The 17097-nt window shown below is 71.5% G+C and carries 15 protein-coding genes; 7 read left to right on the top strand and 8 right to left on the bottom strand.

From position 1 onward, the window contains the following. Positions 1-115: 115 nt before the first annotated feature. A complete protein-coding gene (gene glpX / locus GC092_RS06040) occupies positions 116-1120 on the bottom strand; it encodes a class II fructose-bisphosphatase (protein WP_271173758.1) in 1005 nt (334 codons plus the stop codon). Positions 1121-1299: 179 nt separating this feature from the next. Between glpX and fbaA the strand changes: the two genes are divergently transcribed. Further along, entirely contained in the window at positions 1300-2328 is a 1029-nt protein-coding gene (gene fbaA, locus GC092_RS06035) for a class II fructose-bisphosphate aldolase (RefSeq protein WP_282979568.1), read from the top strand. Positions 2329-2387: 59 nt separating this feature from the next. Here the strand turns inward: fbaA and GC092_RS06030 are convergent, their stop codons facing one another. Together GC092_RS06030 and GC092_RS06025 are read right to left on the bottom strand one after the other, a co-directional pair. Next, a complete protein-coding gene (locus GC092_RS06030) occupies positions 2388-2930 on the bottom strand; it encodes a DUF6264 family protein (RefSeq protein WP_324014423.1) in 543 nt (180 codons plus the stop codon). Further along, the gene (locus GC092_RS06025; RefSeq protein WP_271173761.1) at positions 2927-3988 is read right to left on the bottom strand and encodes a 4-hydroxy-3-methylbut-2-enyl diphosphate reductase; all 1062 of its coding nucleotides are present in this window, start codon (positions 3986-3988) and stop codon (positions 2927-2929) included. Before GC092_RS06025 ends, GC092_RS06030 begins: the two co-directional genes overlap by 4 nt. A 72-nt stretch (positions 3989-4060) precedes the next feature. Between GC092_RS06025 and xseA the strand changes: the two genes are divergently transcribed. From xseA to GC092_RS05995, 6 genes are all read left to right on the top strand, one after another. Further along, complete coding sequence (gene xseA / locus GC092_RS06020; RefSeq protein ID WP_324014422.1) at positions 4061-5353, top strand: exodeoxyribonuclease VII large subunit; 1293 nt, start codon at positions 4061-4063, stop codon at positions 5351-5353. Positions 5354-5365: 12 nt separating this feature from the next. Beyond that, entirely contained in the window at positions 5366-5590 is a 225-nt protein-coding gene (locus GC092_RS06015) for an exodeoxyribonuclease VII small subunit (RefSeq protein WP_282979573.1), read from the top strand. Beyond that, a complete protein-coding gene (locus GC092_RS06010) occupies positions 5590-6237 on the top strand; it encodes a DUF4245 family protein (RefSeq protein ID WP_271173764.1) in 648 nt (215 codons plus the stop codon). Before GC092_RS06015 ends, GC092_RS06010 begins: the two co-directional genes overlap by 1 nt. Next, the gene (locus tag GC092_RS06005) at positions 6234-6884 is read left to right on the top strand and encodes a carbonic anhydrase (protein WP_271173765.1); all 651 of its coding nucleotides are present in this window, start codon (positions 6234-6236) and stop codon (positions 6882-6884) included. Before GC092_RS06010 ends, GC092_RS06005 begins: the two co-directional genes overlap by 4 nt. Before the next feature lie 19 nt (positions 6885-6903). After that, positions 6904-8298 carry a class II fumarate hydratase gene (locus GC092_RS06000; protein ID WP_271173766.1) on the top strand — a complete coding sequence of 465 codons (1395 nt, stop codon included), beginning with the start codon at positions 6904-6906 and terminating at the stop codon, positions 8296-8298. A gap of 197 nt (positions 8299-8495) precedes the next feature. Further along, the gene (locus tag GC092_RS05995; protein WP_324014421.1) at positions 8496-10904 is read left to right on the top strand and encodes a PhoX family protein; all 2409 of its coding nucleotides are present in this window, start codon (positions 8496-8498) and stop codon (positions 10902-10904) included. Between the two features lie 61 nt (positions 10905-10965). On the opposite strand, the gene GC092_RS05990 is transcribed toward GC092_RS05995, so the two are convergent. The 5 genes from GC092_RS05990 to GC092_RS05970 form a co-directional block, all read right to left on the bottom strand. Next, complete coding sequence (locus GC092_RS05990) at positions 10966-11172, bottom strand: YbdD/YjiX family protein (protein WP_271173767.1); 207 nt, start codon at positions 11170-11172, stop codon at positions 10966-10968. Beyond that, positions 11172-13412 (bottom strand): carbon starvation CstA family protein, encoded by a 2241-nt coding sequence (locus GC092_RS05985; protein ID WP_324014420.1) that lies wholly within the window; start codon positions 13410-13412, stop codon positions 11172-11174. The genes GC092_RS05990 and GC092_RS05985 overlap by 1 nt, the downstream gene beginning before the upstream one ends. Positions 13413-13524: 112 nt before the next feature. Beyond that, the gene (locus GC092_RS05980; protein WP_324014419.1) at positions 13525-14871 is read right to left on the bottom strand and encodes an RNA 5'-3' helicase PhoH2; all 1347 of its coding nucleotides are present in this window, start codon (positions 14869-14871) and stop codon (positions 13525-13527) included. 202 nt (positions 14872-15073) lie between these two features. Beyond that, entirely contained in the window at positions 15074-16207 is a 1134-nt protein-coding gene (locus GC092_RS05975) for an aminotransferase class V-fold PLP-dependent enzyme (protein WP_324014418.1), read from the bottom strand. Positions 16208-16250: 43 nt separating this feature from the next. Further along, positions 16251-17036 (bottom strand): isoprenyl transferase, encoded by a 786-nt coding sequence (locus GC092_RS05970; protein ID WP_271173771.1) that lies wholly within the window; start codon positions 17034-17036, stop codon positions 16251-16253. Positions 17037-17097 lie beyond the last annotated feature (61 nt).

Here is a 17097-nt window from a genome sequence, read left to right as displayed (position 1 = left end):
CGGTCCACCCCTCCCGTGACGCGCTGAGTCCTCCTGCGCCATCTCCATTGTCGCCGAAGTCGGCTGAGAGGCGGTCACAGACACATCACGAACGCGGCGGACCGCGCTCAGGGGATCAGAACCACTTCGACTCGAGGTGGTCCGACGAGATGCGGCGCAGCGTGCCCGAGTGCCCGCGGAGCACGACGCTCTCGGTGTAGACGTAGCCGTCCTTGCGGCGCACGCCCTCGACGAGCGCGCCGTCGGTCACACCCGTCGCGACGAAGATCGTGTTGCTCCCGGCGACGAGGTCATCCGCCTCGTAGACGTGGTCCATCTTGAGGCCCGCGTCGATGCCCTTCTGCGCCTCGTCGTCGTCGCGCGGCCAGAGGCGGCCCTGGATGTGCCCGCCGAGGGCCTTGATCGCGCACGCCGTGACGATGCCCTCCGGGCTGCCGCCGATCCCGACGCACATGTCGGTGCGCGCATCGTGGCGGGCCGCGTTGATGCCGCCTGCGACGTCGCCGTCGCTCATGAGGCGCGTTCCCGCGCCCGTCGCGCGGATGTCCTCGATGAGCTGCTCGTGGCGCGGACGGTTGAGCACCGACACGACCATCTCCTCGACGGGCTTGTCGAGGGCCTTCGCGAGGAGGCGGATGTTCTCGGCGATCGGCAGGCGGATGTCCACGACGCCGACGCCCGCGGGGCCGGTGACGAGCTTGTCCATGTAGAAGACGCTCGACGCGTCGAGCATCGTGCCGCGGTCGGAGAGCGCGATCACGGAGAGCGCGTTGTTGCGCCCGGCCGCCGTCAGCGAGGTGCCGTCGATCGGGTCGACCGCGATGTCGTACGAGCGGCCGCGCCCCGTGCCCACGTGCTCGCCGTTGAAGAGCATGGGCGCGTTGTCCTTCTCGCCCTCGCCGATCACGATGACGCCGTCGAAGTCGACGGTCGCGAGGAACGCGCGCATCGCGTCGACCGCCGCGCCGTCGGCGGCCTCCTTCGCGCCGCGGCCGATGAACGGGACCGAGCGGATCGCCGCGGCCTCCGTCGCGCGCACGAGCTCGAGCGCGATGTTGCGGTCGGGGTGGAGCGGGATGAGGTCGTCGGCGCTCGTGATCTCGTGCGTGTCGGCAGTCATGCTGAGAGAGTAGCGGCAGCAGATGGCGCAGATCGGTGTTCTTCGCGCGCTCCAGATCGAAGGATCTGCGTTTCTTTCCGGATCGTGAGGATCGCGCCCGATTGCCGCCGTCGTCAGAGCAGATCCGGCCTTCGCTAGGCTGAGACTGCACTCACCTCGCCACTCGAAGGAGCACCGCAATGCCCGTCGCCACCCCGGATCAGTATGCAGAGATGTTCGACCGCGCGAAGGCGGGCGGCTTCGCCTACCCCGCGTTCAACGTGTCGAGCTCGCAGACGATCAACGCCGTGCTCCAGGGCCTGACCGAGGCCGGCTCCGACGGCATCCTCCAGGTCACGACCGGCGGAGCCGACTACTTCGCCGGGCACACCGTCAAGGGCCGCGCCACGGGCGCGATCGCCATGGCGCAGTACGTCCGCGAGGTCGCCAAGAACTACCCCATCACGGTCGGCGTGCACACCGACCACTGCCCGAAGGACGCTCTCCCCGGCTTCGTGCTCCCGCTCCTGGAGTACTCGGAGGAGCTCGTGAAGAACGGCGGCGAGCCGCTCTTCAACTCGCACATGTGGGACGGCTCGGCCGTGCCGCTCGACGAGAACATCCAGATCGCGGCGGACCTCCTCCCCCGCATGAAGAACATCAACGCGATCCTCGAGATCGAGGTCGGCGTCGTCGGCGGCGAGGAGGACGGCGTCGCGCACGAGGGCTCGAACGAGGCGCTCTACACGACGGTCGCGGATGTCACGAAGGCCGTCGAGGCGCTCGGCCTCGGCGAGCAGGGCCGCTACATCGCCGCCCTGACCTTCGGCAACGTGCACGGCGTCTACAAGCCGGGCGGCGTCAAGCTCCGCCCCGAGCTCCTCGGCGAGATCCAGGAGGGCATCCAGGCGCGCTTCGGCACGGGCGAGAAGCCGCTCGACCTCGTCTTCCACGGCGGCAGCGGCTCGACCGACGAGGAGATCGCGCTCGCGGTCGCGAACGGCGTCGTCAAGATGAACATCGACACCGACACGCAGTACGCGTTCACGCGCTCGATCGCGGGCTACATGTTCTCGAACTACGACGGCGTCCTGAAGGTCGACGGCGAGGTCGGCAACAAGAAGCAGTACGACCCGCGCGCGTGGGGCAAGGTCGCCGAGTCGGCGATGGCCGCGCGCGTCGTGGAGTCGACCCGCCAGCTCGGCTCGTTCGGCAAGTCGCAGAGCTGACAGCGCTTCCAGACGACGAAGCCCGGCGCCGCACGGCGCCGGGCTTCGTCGTCTCGGAGCTAGGAGCCGAACGACTCCTGCATCCGCAGCACGGCATCCCCGACGGCGGGATCGCTCACGAGAGGGATCACGACGACGATGCTCGCGAGCAGGTTGAAGACGACAGCGCCGGCGATCGGCACCCAGAAGGTGAGGCGCCCGCGCCGTGCGACGCGCCATGACAGGAGCGCGGTCGCCATCCATCCGAGCGTCAGCACGATCACGGCCGCCACGCCCCAGATCCGCACGCCGGCCGGGTCGGCGAGCTCGACGTCGAGTCCCATCGTCTCGAGCAGGCGCGTGGTGTCGAGCACGAGCGGAATCGACTGGATGACGCTGACGATTCCGAAGACGAGCATCGCGACGGTCGCCGCGCGGTCCACCAGGCGCCCGCCCGACAGGAGGGGCGCGGCGTCGGCAGACGGCGGCGCGACGGGGGCCGCGGGAACCGGCGCGCGGGTCTCGGGAGCGGACGGGAGCCCCATGCGCGCGCGCTGCTCCTCGGGCGTGGCGTACTGCCCGAACCGCGGCTGCGGCCGCGCGTCGTCGCGGGGCTCGGTCATGCGCGGCCTCGGCCTCCCACGGCGCGGGCGTCGCGGCGACCCGACGGATCCTGGCGGAGCTCCTTGGGCAGCGAGAACATGAGGTCCTCCTCTGCCGTCCGCACCTCCTCGACGTCGCGGTAGCCGGCGCTCGCGAGCGCGTCGAGCACCTCCTGGACGAGCACTTCCGGCACGGAGGCGCCGCTCGTCACGCCCACGGTCTCGACGCCGTCGAGCCACTCCTGCCGGACCTCGCTCGCGTAGTCGACCCGGTAGGCGGCCTTCGCGCCGTGCTGGAGGGCGACCTCGACGAGGCGCACGCTGTTCGACGAGTTCGCCGAGCCGACGACGATCACGAGATCGGCTCCGGCTGCGACCTTCTTGATCGCGACCTGGCGGTTCTGCGTCGCGTAGCAGATGTCGTCGGACGGCGGGTTGTGCAGCTCGGGGAAGCGCGCGCGCAGGCGGTTCACCGTCTCCATCGTCTCGTCCACCGAGAGCGTGGTCTGCGAGAGCCACACGAGCTTCGACGGATCCTCGACCTCGATCGTGTCGGCCTCGTCGGGCGAGTTCACGATCGTGACGTTCTCGGGCGCCTCTCCCGCGGTGCCCTCGACCTCCTCGTGGCCCTCGTGGCCCACGAGCAGGATGTGGAAGTCGTCGCGGGCGAAGCGCACGGCCTCGCGGTGCACCTTGGTGACGAGCGGGCACGTGGCATCGATAGCCTGGAGGCCCCGGTCCGACGCGGCGCTCACGACGGCGGGCGAGACCCCGTGCGCGCTGAACACGACGTGCGCGCCCTCGGGCACCTCGTCGACCTCCTCGACGAAGACGGCGCCCTTCGCCTCGAGCTCGCGCACGACGTGGATGTTGTGCACGATCTGCTTGCGCACGTAGACGGGCGACCCGTAGCGCTCGAGCGCCTTCTCGACCGTGATCACGGCGCGGTCGACGCCCGCGCAGTAGCCCCGCGGCGCCGCGAGCAGCACCCGCTTGCGTCCGGGCACGGGGTTATCCTGAAGGCGCACGCTCCTGCCCGGCACGCGGGGCACGGGCAGATGGATGGCGGTCGAGCTCATGCTCCGATCCTACGTGCGCCCCCTGGGGACAGGCAGGGTGCCGCCGTCCGAGGAGTGCGCCGCGAGGAGATCATGACGACGTTCCAGCCGGAGCCCGCCGAGGGCGAGCAGCCCCCCGCCGATTCCGTCGCCCCGCGCGACTCGAAGCCGGATGCGCCGACCTCGATCGCGCGCCTGAATCAGACGATCAAGGGCTTCATCGACCGCTGGGGCGCCGTGTGGGTCGAGGGCGAGATCACCTCGTGGAACGTGCGCGGCGGCGCCGTGTTCGGACGCCTGAAGGACCTCCGATCGGATGCGCAGATCTCGATCCGGATGTGGTCCAGCGTCCGCGCGCGCACCCCGGCCGATCTGAAGGTCGGCGACCACGTGATCGCGTGCGTCAAGGCCGATTACTACCCGAAGGGCGGCGACCTCTCCTTCCAGGTCACCTCGATGCGCCACGTGGGCCTCGGCGAGCAGCTCGAGCGTCTCGAGAGGCTCCGCGCGCAGCTGCGCGCCGAGGGGCTCTTCGACCCCGCCCGGAAGAAGCCGCTCCCCTTCCTGCCCCACGGCATCGGGCTGATCACGGGCGAGCGCTCGGATGCCGAGAAGGACGTCCTGCGCAACGCCGAGCTGCGGTGGCCGCACGTCGACATCCGCACGATCCACGCCGCCGTGCAGGGCGAGCGCAGCGTGCCCGAGATCCTCCAGGCGCTCAGCGCGCTCGATGCGGATCCGCACATCGACGTCATCATCATCGCCCGCGGAGGCGGCGATCCGCAGACCCTCCTCGGGTTCAGCGACGAGCGCCTCGTCCGCGCGGTCGCGGCCGCGCGGACCCCGGTCGTGAGCGCGATCGGCCACGAGAACGACCATCCGCTGCTCGACGACGTCGCCGACCTGCGCGCCTCGACGCCCACCGACGCCGCGAAGCGGGTCGTCCCCGACGTGGGCGAGCAGCGGGCGCTGGTCGCGCAGCTGCGGTCGCGTCTCGCGACACGGCTCCAGCATCGCCTCCAGCACGACATCGCGCAGCTCGAGCACATCCGCTCGCGCCCCGTCCTGCGCGCGCCCGAGCGCCTCGTCGAGACGCGCGAGCAGGACGTCTTCCTCCTCGTGGCGCGAGGGCGCGACATCGCCCAGCGGCGCATCCACGACGGCGAGCGCCGCACCGCGGAGCTGCGGGCGTCGCTGCGCGCCCTCTCGCCGCAGTCGACGCTCGCACGGGGCTACGCGATCGCGCAGGCCGAGGATGGCGCCATCCTCCGGTCCGCGCAGGACGCGCCCCGTGGCGCGCGGCTCGTGCTCACCCTCGAGCACGGCGCCGTGTCGGCGACCTCGGGCGGACCGCTCGACGCGGGCACCGCGCCCGCCTCCTCGTAGGATGGAACCGCTATGACCGAACAGGCTCCCCCCGCCGACGTCGCGTCCCTCTCGTTCGAACAGGCGCGGGACGAGCTCGTCCGCGTCGTGTCCGAGCTCGAGCAGGGCGCGCCCACCCTCGAGCAGTCCCTCGCGCTCTGGGAACGCGGCGAGGCGCTCGCGGCGCGGTGCGAGGAGTGGCTGCTCGGGGCGAAGCGCCGTCTCGAGGCCGCGCGCGCCGCGGGGGGCGAGGTCTGATGGCGCGCGAGCCGCGCATCGCCGCACACCTCGGCCGCCCCGAGACGCCTGACGAGATCGCCGCGCGGAAGGCCGAGAGCTCGCGCATCTACCGGGGCAGCCAGACGTTCCGCAACCTCATCGTCGCGCTCGTCGTCTCGCTCGCCGTCGTGGCCGTCATCGTGTGGGGCGTGCCGCGCGGCGAGGCCCCGGAGCCTGCGCCCATCAACGTGGCGGCGATCGCCGCCGATGCCGAGGAGACGACGGGCCACGACGCGATCGTCCCCGACGCCCCGGACGACTGGCGCGTGAACTCGGCGCGGCTCGAGACCGGCGACGTCACGACGTGGAGCATCGCGTACGTTCCGACCGAGACCGGCTTCCTCCGACTGAGCCAGGGCTTCGACGCCGACGAGACCTGGGCCGCGCGGGTCCTGGGCGGGGCGGCGCCGACCGATGCCGTCACGATCGACGGCGTCCGCTGGGACGTGTACGAGATCTCCGACCCCGAGGCGAACGCCAACGTGTCGTACGCGCTGGGCACCCAGGCCGGCGCCGACCACGTCCTCGTGTACGGATCATCCGAGCCGGAGGTCGCCGCCGATCTCGCCGCGCTCGTGGCCGACCAGATCGACGCACTCGCGACCGCAGAAGGGACACCCGAATGAGCGAGAACCTCACCCCCGCCGAGGCGTGGGAGAAGATGCAGGCCGGCAACTCCCGGTTCGTGGCGGGCACGCCCGCGCACCCCCACCAGGATGTCCGCCGTCGTCACGAGCTCGCGGCGGGGCAGACGCCGCTCGCCACCCTCTTCGGATGCTCCGACTCGCGGCTGGCGGCCGAGATCATCTTCGACCTGGGCCTCGGCGACCTGTTCGTCGTGCGCAACGCCGGCCAGGTCCCCGGAGAGTCGATCGTCGGCTCCCTCGAGTACGCCGTCGAGGTGCTCGGCGTCCCGCTCCTCGTCGTGCTCGGGCACGACTCGTGCGGCGCGGTCCGCGCCGCGATCGACAGCACGGGTCCCGACGCACCCGTTCTGCCCCCGCACATCTGGCGTCAGATCTCGCCGATCGTGCCCGCGGTGCACGCGGCGCTGCGCGAGTCGGACGGCGCGACCCCCGCGACCGTCGATGCCGAGCTCGTCGGCCGCCTGCACGTGCGCGACACGATCGACTGGATCCTGCAGTCGTCCGAGCTGATCTCCCGCGCCGTCGCGGAGGGCCGTCTCGGCATCGTGGGAGCCAACTACCGACTGGCCGAGGGCACCGCGGTGCCCCACGTCACCATGGGCGTCGCGACCGACGCGGCCGCCTGAACCCGGAGGGAACAAGGAAGTGACCGAGATCGAGTACCGCATCGAGCACGACACCATGGGCGAGGTGCGCGTCCCCGCGACCGCCCTCTACCGCGCGCAGACGCAGCGCGCCGTGGAGAACTTCCCCATCTCGGGCAAGGGCCTGGAGTCGCGCCAGATCGCCGCGCTCGCGCGCATCAAGAAGGCGGCGGCCCTCGCCAACAAGGAGCTCGGGACGCTCGACGGCGCGATCGCCGACGCCATCGCGGCCGCGGCCGACGAGGTCGCCACGGGCGCCCACGACGACCAGTTCCCCGTCGACACCTACCAGACCGGGTCGGGCACGTCGTCGAACATGAACATGAACGAGGTCCTGTCGACGCTCGCGTCCGACCGCCTCGGCTCGCCCGTGCACCCCAACGACCACGTCAACGCCTCGCAGTCGTCGAACGACGTCTTCCCGACGTCGGTGCACGTCGCCGTCACCGAGGCGCTCATCACCGACCTCGTGCCCGCGCTCGACCACCTCGCGAAGGCCTTCGAGGAGAAGGCCGAGGCGTGGAAGTCGGTCGTCAAGTCCGGCCGCACGCACCTCATGGACGCGACGCCCGTGACGCTCGGCCAGGAGTTCGGCGGATACGCCCGCCAGATGCGGCTCGGCATCGAGCGCGTCGAGGCGTCGCTCCCCCGCGTCGCGGAGGTCCCGCTGGGCGGCACCGCGGTCGGCACCGGCATCAACACGCCGCTCGGCTTCCCGCAGAAGGTCATCGCGCTGCTCGCGGCCGAGACCGGCCTGCCCATCACCGAGGCGAAGGACCACTTCGAGGCGCAGGCGAACCGCGACGGGCTCGTCGAGGCCTCGGGCGCGCTCCGCACGATCGCCGTCTCGCTCACGAAGATCAACAACGACCTGCGCTGGATGGGCTCGGGGCCGAACACCGGGCTCGGCGAGCTCCACATCCCCGACCTCCAGCCCGGTTCGTCGATCATGCCCGGCAAGGTGAACCCCGTCGTGCCCGAGGCCACCCTCATGGTCTGCGCGCGCGTCATCGGCAACGACGCGACGATCGCGTGGGCCGGCGCGTCGGGCGCCTTCGAGCTCAACGTGGCGATCCCGGTCATGGGGACCGCGCTGCTCGAGTCGATCCGCCTCCTCGCCAACGCCTCGCGCGTGCTCGCCGACAAGACGATCGCGGGTCTCGAGGCGAACGTCGAGCGCGCAGCCGCCTTCGCGGGCATGTCGCCGTCGATCGTGACGCCGCTCAACAAGGTGATCGGCTACGAGGCGGCGGCGAAGATCGCCAAGCACTCCGTCGCGAAGGGCATCACGGTCCGCGAGGCCGTGATCGACCTCGGCTACGTCGAGCGCGGCGAGATCACGGAGGAGCAGCTCGACGAGAAGCTCGACCTGCTCTCGATGACGCACGCGGGCTGACGCGGAGCCCGCTCTCAGGGCCCGGGTGGACGATCGTCCGCCCGGGCCCTCTGCATGCGAGCCGTGCCCGGGGCGTCAGCCGGCGTTCGCCGCCGCTTCACCTGCCGGACACCCGGCATCGGTGAGGTGGTGGCGAGGGCTCTCCGGGGCCTGATCGACAAGGGATTCCCCCGCCCGCGAGAAGGAGACAGTCGAACATGGTCATCAACCTGGGCCGCACGCTGCCCATGGCGCAGCACGTCAAGGGCAAGCGAAGCGCCGTCACCTGCCACCTCAAGTGCGCCAACGCCTGCGCGAAGGGCGTGTGCAACACGTCCAGCAACGGCTACTTCCGCGACATCGTCGACGCCCAGCTCTCCCGCCGCGCTCTCCTCGGCCTCGGTGCGGCCGGCGCCGCCGCGATCGTGCTGGCGCCGTCGCTGGCCGGGCAGCGCGCCGCCGCGTCGACCGGCACCGCCTACGCCGCCGTGGGCGAGACCGGCACCTTCGGCTTCGCCCCGATCGACCCCGTCGCGTACACGGTCGACAGCTTCGTCGTTCCGGAGGGATTCGGCTGGACCCCCATCATCCGCTGGGGCGACCCGCTGTTCGCCGACAGCCCCGCCTTCGACGCCCTCAACCAGACGCCCGAGGCCCAGGCCCGGCAGTTCGGCTACAACGTCGACTACACCGACATCATCCGCACCTCGGCCACCACCGCCATCCTCTTCGTGAACCACGAGTACACGAACGAGAACGTGATGTTCCCCGCCGAGCAGCTCGAGAGCGACGTGGAGCGCGTGCGCCGCGTCGGACTCAAGGCGCACGGTCTCAGCGTCGTCGAGCTCACGCGCACGAGCGAGACCGCGCCGTGGACGCCCGTCGTGGGCGGAGCCCTCAACCGCCGCTTCCTCGACGACACTCCCTACGCGTTCACCGGGCCCGCCGCAGGCAGCGAGCTCCTGCGCACGGTCGCCGATCCGGAGGGCAGGACCGTCCTCGGCACCTTCGGCAACTGCTCGGGCGGCACGACCCCGTGGGGCACCATCCTCAGCGGCGAGGAGAACTTCGACGGCTACTTCCGCTCGTCCGGCCTCTCGGAGGCCGAGCAGCGCTACGGCCTCGCCGACGAGGAGACCGCGCGCGGCTGGGAGAACGTCGACCCGCGGTTCGACGCGCGCACCCCCGGCTATGAGAACGAGCCCAACCGGTTCGGGTGGATCGTCGAGATCGACCCGACCGACCCGTCCTCGACGCCGCGCAAGCACACGTCTCTCGGCCGCCTGAAGCACGAGGGCGCGAACGTCATCGTCGCCGCGAACGGCAGGGTCGTGGCGTACACGGGCGACGACGAGCGCTTCGACTACCTCTACAAGTTCGTCTCCCGCGAAACGTACGTGGAGGGCGACCGCGCGCACAACATGACGCTGCTGGAGAACGGCGACCTCTTCGTCGCGCGCTTCTCGGGCGACTCGCCCGCGACCGAGATCGACGGATCGGGCACGCTGCCCTCCGACGGCGGCTTCGGCGGCTCGGGCGAGTGGCTCCCCCTCGTCGTCGACGGCGCATCGGCCGTCGACGGGATGAGCGTCGAGGAGGTGCTCGTGCACACGCGCCTCGCGGCCGACCGCGCGGGCGCCACGAAGATGGACCGTCCCGAGGACGTGCAGCCGCATCCGACGAGCGGCCGTGTCTACGTCGCGTGCACGAACAACAGCGACCGCGGCACGGAGGGCAAGGCCGGCCCCGACGAGGTGAACCCGCGCACCGAGAACCGCGACGGGCACATCATCGAGATCACCGAGGACGGCGGCGACCAGACCGCGCGCACCTTCGGCTGGACGCTGCTCCTCGTCGCGGGCGACCCCGCGCGCAACGACTCGGCGTACTTCTCCGGCTTCCCGGTCGACGAGGTCTCGCCCATCTCGTGCCCCGACAACCTCGCCTTCGACACGGCGGGCAACCTCTGGATCTCGACGGACGGCGCGCCCAGCACGATCGGGTTCAACGACGGCCTCTTCCGCGTCGGCCTCGAGGGCGACCAGCGCGGCCGAGTCGAGCAGTTCCTGTCGGTGCCGCGTGAGGCCGAGACCTGCGGCCCCGTCATCCACGACGACGAATGGCACGTGTTCGTGTCGGTGCAGCACCCGGGTGAGGACGGCTCGTTCGAGGAGCAGACCTCGACGTTCCCGGACAGCATGAAGCAGGCCCCGCTCTCGGGCGCCGGCGGCGGGACGTTCGCCGGCCCCCGCCCGACGGTCGTCCAGGTGATGCCCGTGGCCGCGCCGTCGCCGACGCCCACGCCGACGGCGGAGCCCACCGCGACGCCTGAGCCGACGCCCACCGCGACGTCGACTCCGACGCCCACGACGACGCCGAGCGCGAGCCCCACGGCGACCCCGACCCAGGCGCCCACGCACGCTCCGTCGCAGACGCCGGTTCCGTCGCCGTCGCAGAGCGCCGCGCCGTCGCCGGGCCCCGACGCCCCGCTGTCGCCCACGGGCGGCGGCGTCGTTGGCGGCCTGCTCGCGGGCGCCGGTGCGCTCGCGACCGCGGGCCTGGCGTTCCTCGCCCGCCGCAAGCGCGAGAACGGGCAGCAGCCGTCCGAGACGACCGACGAGGTCTGACCGGTCCACGCGAGAGGGCCGGTCGGCGAGGAGACCCCTCGCCGACCGGCCCTCTCGGCTGTCAGCAGCAGCGCCCGCCGGGATCGAGGTCCTGCGCGCGATGGATCTCGCGCCAGAACTCCCGCTCGGTGAGCGGCTCGCGGTCGGGATGGCGCTCTCGCTCGTGCGCGAGGTACGCCGCGTACCGCGACTGCCCGGTCATCCCCGAGACGAAGCGCGCGCACACGCTGCCCACGGCGGCCAGCGGCGCAAGCAGTCGGATGGCCATCAGTGCCCCCGCGAGGGACGGCGCTCCGCGGGCAGGGCATCCCACTCGCGCTGCGCGGCCCGCTCCGCCGCCGTGGGGATGAGCCCTGCCGGGGCGAACCGGCGCGACGGGACGGGCGCGTCCTCGTTGTCGATCGTCTCGGTCGACCGCAGCGCCTGCACGACGCGGACGATCGCCGCGACGAGCACGATGAGCGTCAGCACGAGGAAGATGATCGAGAGCGTCCCCTGGATCGCCGTGTTGCGCACGACCGCCTCCATCGCCGCGACGCTCGGCGCGGTGCCGAACGAGGTCTCCCCCGCGGCGAGCGCGTCGCGGAATGCGGCGTGCTGCGCCCAGTAGCCGACCGCCGGCACGCTCGAGAAGATCTTGTGCAGCGACGCGACCGTCGTCACGACCGTGACGAACGCGAGCGGGAGCGCCACGATCCAGAGCGCCCCGAAGGTCCGTCGCCGCGCGACGATCGTGAGCACGACCGCGAGGGCGATCGCGGCGAGCAGCTGGTTGGCGATGCCGAACAGCGGGAAGAGCGTGTTGATGCCGCCGAGCGGATCCGTCACGCCCATGATGAGCACCGCTCCCCAGCCGGCGACCATGATCGCCGTGCAGATCCACGCTCCGAGCCGCCACGACGTGTCGCGGAACCGCGGCACGACGTTCCCGATCGAATCCTGGAGCATGAACCGTGCGACGCGCGTGCCGGCATCCACCGCCGTGAGGATGAACAGCGCCTCGAACATGATCGCGAAGTGGTACCAGAACGACATCATGCCGCTGCCGCCGATCCACTGGCCCATGATGAGCGCGAGCCCGACCGCGAGGGTCGGGGCGCCGCCCGTGCGCGACACGATCGACTCCTCCCCCACGAGCTGGGCCATGGTGGTGAGCGCGTCCGGCGTGAGCGAGACGCCGGTCAGCCCGAGCCCGTTCACCCAGGCCACCGCTCCCTCGACCGTGCCGAGCGTGGCCGCGGCCGAGGAGTTCATCGCGAAGTAGATGCCGCGGTCGATCGAGACGGCGGCGACGAGAGCCATGACCGCGACGAACGACTCCATGAGCATGCCGCCGTAGCCGATGAAGCGCGTCTGCTTCTCCTTCTCGATCATCTTCGGCGTCGTGCCCGACGAGATCAGGGCGTGGAAGCCCGAGAGGGCGCCGCAGGCGATCGTGACGAAGAGGAACGGGAACAGCGGCCCGCTCCAGACCGGCCCCGTCTCGCCGCTCGCGAACTCGCTGAACGCCGGCACCGAGATCTCGGGGCGCACGAAGACGATCGCGACCGCGAGCGCGACGATCACGCCCACCTTCATGAAGGTCGAGAGGTAGTCGCGCGGCGCGAGCAGCATCCACACGGGCAGGACGGCGGCGACGAAGCCGTACACGATGATGGCCCACGCGACCGTCACGCGGTCGAGGTGGAAGAGGGCCTGGCCCCACTCGGTCGCCGCGATCGCGCCGCCGCCGACGATGGCCGCCATGAGGAGGACGAATCCGATGATCGAGACCTCGAGGATGCGGCCCGGGCGGATCCAGCGGAGGTACGCGCCCATGAACAGCGCGATCGGGATGGTCATGGCGACCGAGAACACGCCCCACGGGCTCTCGCCGAGGGCGTTCACGACGATGAGCGCGAGGATGGCCGTGATGATGATCATGATGAGGAGCGTCGCGAGGATGGCCGCGGCGCCGCCGAAGCGGCCCAGCTCATCCTTCGCCATCTGGCCGAGCGAGCGGCCGCCGCGGCGCATCGAGAAGAACATCACGAGGTAGTCCTGCACCGCCCCGGCCAGGACGACGCCCACGATGATCCAGATGGTGCCGGGGAGGTATCCCATCTGGGCCGCGAGGACGGGGCCCACGAGGGGTCCTGCGCCGGCGATCGCGGCGAAGTGGTGGCCGAACAGCACGACCCGGTCGGTGGGGACGAAGTCCTTGCCGTCCGACCGGTACTCCGCGGGCGTCGCGCGACGGTCATCCGGGCGCACGATCTTCCGCTCGATGTACTTCGCGTAGAAGCGGTAGAACACGAGGTACGTGCACACGGCGGCGAAGACGAACCAGATCGCGTTCACCGTCTCGCCGCGCACGATCGCGAGCATGGTCCATGCGACGCCGCCGAGGAGGGCGATGGCCGTCCAGATCACGATGCGCAGCGGCGTCCAGCGGCGGTCGTCTGCAACGGCGACGGGCGGCGACGCCTCGGTCTCGGGGGCGATGCGCGGGGCTGGGTCCTGTGCCATGGCCGTGACTCCTTCGTCTCCTCGTGCGTCGGCCGACATGCCGACCGGTATCCGAGGATACGCACGGCGACGGCGGCGGGGACGTTGCCCCGCCGCCGTCGCCGTGCCCACGTCAGGAGAGCTCGCCGACCTCCAGCAGGTCGGTCACGAGGGCCGCGATCGCCGAGCGCTCGCTGCGCGTGAGCGTGACGTGCCCGAAGAGATCGTGTCCCTTGAGCGACTCGATGACGCTCGCGATGCCGTCGTGACGGCCGACGCGCAGGTTGTCGCGCTGCCCCACGTCGTGCGTGAGGACGACTTTCGATCCCTGCCCGATCCGGCTCAGCACCGTGAGGAGCACGTTGCGCTCGAGGGACTGCGCCTCGTCGACGATCACGAACGCGTCGTGCAGCGAGCGGCCGCGGATGTGCGTGAGCGGGAGCACCTCGAGCATCCCGCGCTCCACGACCTCGTCGAGGACGTTCTGCGACACGACCGATCCGAGCGTGTCGAAGACCGCCTGGCCCCAGGGATTCATCTTCTCTGCCTGGTCGCCGGGCAGGTAGCCGAGCTCCTGACCGCCCACCGCGAACAGCGGCCGGAAGACGATGATCCTCTTCTGCTGCTGGCGCTCGAGCACCGCCTCCAGCCCCGCACAGAGCGCGAGCGCCGACTTGCCCGTTCCGGCGCGCCCGCCCAGGGAGACGATGCCGACGGTCGGGTCGAGGAGGAGGTCGATCGCGATGCGCTGCTCGGCCGAGCGCCCGTGCAGGCCGAACACCTCGCGGTCGCCGCGGACGAGGCGCAGCTCGCCGTCGCCCGTGACGCGGCCGAGCGCTGAGCCCCGCTCCGACTGGATGACGAGGCCGGTGTTGACCGGGAGCCCGCGTGCATCGTCGTGCAGCGCGACCTCGCTCTCGTAGAGGTCCGACATCTCGTCGCCCGAGACCTGCAGGGTCGCGATCCCGGTCCAGCCCGAGTCGACCGCCTGCTCGGCGAGGTACTCCTCTGCCGCGAGGCCGAGCGAGGCGGCCTTCACGCGCATCGGGAGGTCCTTGGAGACGATCGTGACGCTCTGTCCGTCCTGTGCGAGGTGCGCGGCGACGGCGAGGATGCGGCTGTCGTTGTCGGCGAGGCGGATGCCGCTGGGCAGCACGCTCTGGTCGGTGTTGTTGAGCTCGACGCGCAGTGTGCCGCCCTCGCCCACGGGCACGGGGAAGTCGAGGCGCCCGTGCTCGACGCGCAGCTCGTCCAGGTGCCGCAGCGCGGCGCGTGCGAAGTAGCCGATCTCCGGATCGTGCCGTTTGCCCTCGAGCTCGGTGATCACCACCACGGGGATCACGACGCTGTGCTCCGCGAAGCGGAAGAACGCCCTCGGATCGCTCAGCAGGACCGAGGTGTCGAGCACGTAGGTGCGCAGGTCCTGCGCCTCCCGCGTCGTCGACCGCCGCCCGGTCTTCCTGACAGTGCTGGTGCTCACGCCCGTCGTGGTGGCCACGTCACACTCCCGACCCCGGGCTTCCGCCCGGATTCGACGAGTCGACCTGGGGCCACGAGTCGCAGTCCTGACGGCCGACCCGACCGGACGCCTTGCCCGGTGATCCGAAGCTACGACCGCCGGGGCCGTCTGCGGCGCATGGACACGCTGACGGGCGGATGAAGATCTCGTGAACGCGGCGAGGTCAGCCCACGCGCGTCTGCACGAAGACCGCGCACGCGTCGTCGAGCATCCGCAGCGTCTCGTCGTCGGTCGCGACGTGCGGCGACACGCGGACGTATCCGGATCGCGCCGTCGCCGTCACCCCCGCGTTCGCGAGGGCGGCGCCGAGGGCTCCGACATGACGTGCCCCGGGGTCGAGGGCGACGATGCCCGCGCGTCGGGCCGGATCGCGCGGCGTCACGACCTCGATGCCGTGCGCGTCGGCGATCTCGATGATGCGTCCGGCGCGCTCCGCCACGGCCGCCTCGATCTCGGCGATGCCCGCGGATGCGACCTCGCCGACCGCCGACGCGAGACGCGCGGCCGCCAGGGGGTCGGGGCGCGAGACCGTGAAGGCGCGGGCATCGGGCGCGGGCGCCGGCACGGGCACGACGTCGTACGGCAGGTCGTCGGCGTCCGTGCCGGTGGTGCCCGAGAGCACGGGGTCGAGCGCGACGCGCGCCCGTCGGCCGTACCACGCGAAGCCGGTGCCCCGCCCCGCCCGCAGCCACTTGTATCCGTGCGCGGCGACGACATCGGCGGCCGTCCATTCGGCGTCGACGACGCCGACGGCCTGCGTCGCGTCGACGATGAGCAGCCGGTCGTCGCCGATGACCTCGCGGATGCCTGCGAGGTCGGCGCGGTAGCCGGTGCGGAAGTCGACGAGACTCACGGCCACGGCGCTCGTGGACTCGTCGATCGTCTCGGCGACGGCCTCGGGCGTGACGAACCGGTGCTCGGGCGCGATCCACTGCGGCACGATGCGGCCGAGGGCGGTCGCGGCCCGCGCGATCGTCACGGGGATGCTGGGGAACTCGAGGGGCGACGCGACGACGCCGCCCGTGACGCCGTAGACGGCCTGCGCGAGGCCGTGCGTGGTCGAGGGCTGCAGGGCGACCTCCGCGGGGTCCACGCGCAGGAGGCCGGCGATCGCCGCGCGCGCCTCGTCCACACGGCCGGACACGAGGCCGATCCCGCTCTCGCGACCGGAGCCGAGCAGCTCGAGATCGGCCATCGCCTCCTCGCGCACGGTGCGGGAGAGGGGGCCGAACCGCGCCCAGTCGAGATAGCCCGGTTCCACGTCGAACGAGGCGGTGAGGTCTGCGAGGGTGGTCACGCCACCATTCTCGCAGAGGCGGCGGTCCGCGAGGTTGCGCGCGTCAGCGGCCGAAGCGCCGGTCTCGCGACCCGAAGTCGCGGATGGCGCGGAGGAAGTCGACCTCGCGCAGGTCGGGGCCGAGCGCCTCGAGGAAGTAGAACTCGCTGTGCGCGCTCTGCCAGAGGAGGAAGTCGCTCAGGCGCTGCTCGCCGCTCGTCCGGATGACGAGGTCGGGGTCCTTCTGACCTCCCGTGTAGAGGTGCTCGGCGATCTGCTCGGGCGTGAGGTGCGCGGCGAGATCCTCGAGGGTGCCCCCGTTCGACCCGTGCTCGCGGATGATGCTGCGGACGGCGTCGACGATCTCATGGCGTCCGCCGTACCCGACCGCGAGGTTGACGTGCAGCCCGCTGTTGCCTCGGGTGCGCTCCTCCGCGTCGCGCAGGGCGGACAGGAGGAAGTCCGGAAGGCCCTCGGAGCGTCCCACGTGCTGCACGCGCCAGTCCCGTCGTCGGGAGAGCTGCCCCGCGAGCCCCGCGATGATCTCGATGAGATCCTGCAGCTCGCGGCTGTCGCGCTTGCGGAGGTTGTCGTGCGAGAGCAGGTAGAGCGAGACGACCTCGACGCCGATCGCCTCGCACCACTCGAGGAACTCGCGCATCTTCGCGGCGCCCGCGCGGTGCCCGTGCGCCGGCGTCTCGTAGCCCAGCTGACGCGCCCAGCGGCGATTGCCGTCGATCATCATCGCGACGTGGTGGGGCACCTTCGCCGGATCGATCTGCCGGTGCAGCCGCGAGATGTAGAGACGGTACAGGGGCCCCCGTCCTGCCGCCGACCGCTCGCTGATCACCCTCCGAGCGTACTCCGGGCGTCCGCGTGCCGCTCACGGCATGCGCTGGCGCGTACTGTCA

This window comes from Microbacterium sp. JZ37 (assembly GCF_035188445.1).
Lineage (GTDB): Bacteria > Actinomycetota > Actinomycetes > Actinomycetales > Microbacteriaceae > Microbacterium > Microbacterium barkeri.
The sequence above is the reverse complement of the archived record's forward strand: the minus strand, read 5'-3'. Positions and strand labels throughout refer to the sequence as shown.

Bases quoted from the DNA above. Each gene is read 5' to 3' on its own strand.
- GC092_RS05995 (WP_324014421.1), top strand. From the start codon at position 8,496: ATGGTCATCAACCTGGGCCGCACGCTGCCCATGGCGCAGCACGTCAAG.
- GC092_RS06010 (WP_271173764.1), top strand. From the start codon at position 5,590: ATGGCGCGCGAGCCGCGCATCGCCGCACACCTCGGCCGCCCCGAGACG.
- glpX (WP_271173758.1), bottom strand. From the start codon at position 1,120: ATGACTGCCGACACGCACGAGATCACGAGCGCCGACGACCTCATCCCG.
- GC092_RS06030 (WP_324014423.1), bottom strand. From the start codon at position 2,930: ATGACCGAGCCCCGCGACGACGCGCGGCCGCAGCCGCGGTTCGGGCAG.
- GC092_RS06015 (WP_282979573.1), top strand. From the start codon at position 5,366: ATGACCGAACAGGCTCCCCCCGCCGACGTCGCGTCCCTCTCGTTCGAA.
- GC092_RS05985 (WP_324014420.1), bottom strand. From the start codon at position 13,412: ATGGCACAGGACCCAGCCCCGCGCATCGCCCCCGAGACCGAGGCGTCG.
- GC092_RS06005 (WP_271173765.1), top strand. From the start codon at position 6,234: ATGAGCGAGAACCTCACCCCCGCCGAGGCGTGGGAGAAGATGCAGGCC.
- xseA (WP_324014422.1), top strand. From the start codon at position 4,061: ATGACGACGTTCCAGCCGGAGCCCGCCGAGGGCGAGCAGCCCCCCGCC.
- GC092_RS06025 (WP_271173761.1), bottom strand. From the start codon at position 3,988: ATGAGCTCGACCGCCATCCATCTGCCCGTGCCCCGCGTGCCGGGCAGG.
- GC092_RS05990 (WP_271173767.1), bottom strand. From the start codon at position 11,172: ATGGCCATCCGACTGCTTGCGCCGCTGGCCGCCGTGGGCAGCGTGTGC.
- fbaA (WP_282979568.1), top strand. From the start codon at position 1,300: ATGCCCGTCGCCACCCCGGATCAGTATGCAGAGATGTTCGACCGCGCG.